The following is a 2,531-nucleotide window of genomic DNA, read 5'->3' on the forward strand; positions in this document are numbered from 1 at the left end:
ACCGCCTTGATCAGATAGGTGCCGGGCCGTGTCGGGATCTGCACGCTTGTTGCATCGACATGATCAAGCTGGGCACCGGACGAGCGCCACGTCACACCCGTCATCTCCGGCGAATAGCGGATCACATAATGCGACAGGTTAAGGGCATCGACCGGCGACCATGTCAGTGTCGCCATATCCCCGATCACGGCAATGTTGAAGCGTTCGACATTGCCCGGTGGCGAGAGAACACTCGACAGATAGACCGCTTCAAGCACCGTCCATTTTGACCGCTGATTGAGCGCGGTAAAGACGGAACGAACCCGGAAGCTGTAAACACCGGGATCGAGATCCTGCAGATCAATCGAAACACTGGTCGTGGAACCGACCGGCAGCCAGATCCCGCCCTGTTCGCGATATTCCACCTCATAAAGCGTTGCCCGTGTGTCATTCGGGGCAGACCAGCCAATCGTGACCGCGCCGCGCACCGACACGCCACCGGCCAGATAAAGATACTCTTCCACGGTGATATGCGATGGCGCCAGAAGTGGCCCGGTCGGATAGGTGGAAAACGATGGCGGTTCGAGGATCAGCCCCTCTTCCACCCTTGCCCATTTGGTTTCGTCATAGATCAGCGCCGAAACATCGAACTGATGCTTGTCGTTTTCCGTGATCGACAACACCCGGAAGGGACGCGGTGCGGCATCCGAGCCTGTCAGGATCCACATTGCACCGGCGACCGGCTTGTCCGGAAGCGCCGATGACAGAACAAGTGTTTCTGTTTTTTCTGTATGTTCTGTTTGTTCTATTGTTTCTGTATTTTCTGTATTTTCCGTTAGTTCCGTTGTTTCTGTTGTTTCCGTTTTCCCTGCCCCATTCACCACCGAGCGATCCGCCAGTGCACCATCCGGCATCACAGCCGTCAGTGTATAGGTCTCGCCGTCATTCAGCGTAACCGCTGCATCGATCGTGACCACCGTCAAATCATCGGAAACGGCCTTGATCCGCCCGCCATAACGCACGCCCGCATAGGATGGATCAGCCACCAGAACCACATCACCCGGCGCAACGTCAGCATGATCCAGCCCCGCACGATAGGTCACAACTTCAGTTGAGTGCTGTTCGGTATCAAGCAGCCATGCGCCGTAACGATGCGCCTGCCCGCGTGAGCAACAGCCAATCGCCTGGATCTCTGTCTGGCGTGATCCATACCGCGCAACGGCATCCGGATCTTCGACCACTTCAATGGCGGGTTTATAGTTGTTCTCAGGATCGAACCAGCGTACCAGCACCTGCGTATGGCGGGCCGAGAGCGCCGATCCCTGATACGAAAATGTGCCGTCAACAACGTTGGCCTGAGACACCAGTTTCACCGGATCGGCAGGCTTGTCGCAGACGGCAGTGACCGCACCCGTGCCCCAGTAGACCATGCCCCGGAACACACCGGCAAAGGCCGTCAGGACATTGATCGCCTCATCGCGTGAGGTGATCGCGCCGTTGAAGGTGTAACGCGGCTCTTTACTGCCAAATCCATCATCGACCAGTGCATCGCAATACTGCGCAATCGTATAAAGCGCCCATTTCGACACCTGAGAAACATCGACATACTGGCCGAGGCCATAGCGATCATTGACCACGAGATCATAAAAGATCCATGCCGGGTTATCGGTGACCGCGCGCTTGAATGTACCATCCCAGACACCGGCATAGGCCCGTGTCTCAGGATCATAGTTCGATGGCACTTCGATCTCGATACCGGACCAGTCAACAGACACGGTCGGGATTGCATTGCCGCCAAACTCGGCCGCATCCAGCGTGACACCCAGAACCGCACTATCCGGATAAGTCAGCCGGTAATCTTCAATGACCGTATAGGATGACCAGTAAGTCTGGTTATTGGACGTTGTGCCATTGGCATCTTCGGAAAGGCGGCGAACGCGGATATACCACGGCCCGGCCTCTTCAAGCGGAATGCGATAGGCCCGGACATAGGGCGAGGTGCATTTGCCCGAGATCGTGTCCCGGCGCACTTCGCGCCATGTGCCTGCCTCTGAGCGCCGGTCAATGGCGATATCAACCGAGTTCTCTTTAACATTGCCGTTTTCCGGATCGGTATAGATCAGCTGTGGCACCTGAATGGAAACGCGCACAGCCGTTGCCGACAGGTTGGTGATCGCCCGCGTGGCCGACAGATCCTGCTTGATCTCAACACCGACACCCTGTTCATTCTCGACAGCCGGAAAGCCGGACAAGGCCGCCTGATCTGGAAAGCCGTTGCGGGTCTCAAAGGTGCCGCCTTCGAAGTTGAACGAACCGTCCGGGTTTTGAACCGGCACGTCGTCAAAGAAGATCGACTTCGCGCCATCCTTCAGCCCACCGGTTACACCTTCGCTGACCAGAAACAAAAGCCGCATGGTTTGTTTGGAGCGCAGCGTGTTCGGGGCTTCGTTGTATCCACCGGAGCCACCGCTTTTGCCGCCCTTCCCGCCACCGCCATGGCCGGAAATTCGCATATGTTGCATGATGTGTTTCCGAAATTCAGATTGCGATAT

1 protein-coding gene is annotated in these 2,531 nt (G+C 56.7%); it reads right to left on the reverse strand.

Annotation, left to right across the window (positions count from 1 at the left end; translation table 11 throughout):
- Window positions 1–2,501, reverse strand: a 2,501-nt coding sequence (locus EDC90_RS20665) for a host specificity protein J (protein ID WP_132314390.1), incomplete at its 3' end; no start/stop codon positions are given.
- Window positions 2,502–2,531: the final 30 nt, after the last annotated feature.

Origin of the sequence: Martelella mediterranea, from assembly GCF_004342225.1 — a bacterium.
In the GTDB taxonomy this organism is placed as follows: Bacteria; Pseudomonadota; Alphaproteobacteria; order Rhizobiales; family Rhizobiaceae; genus Martelella; species Martelella mediterranea_B.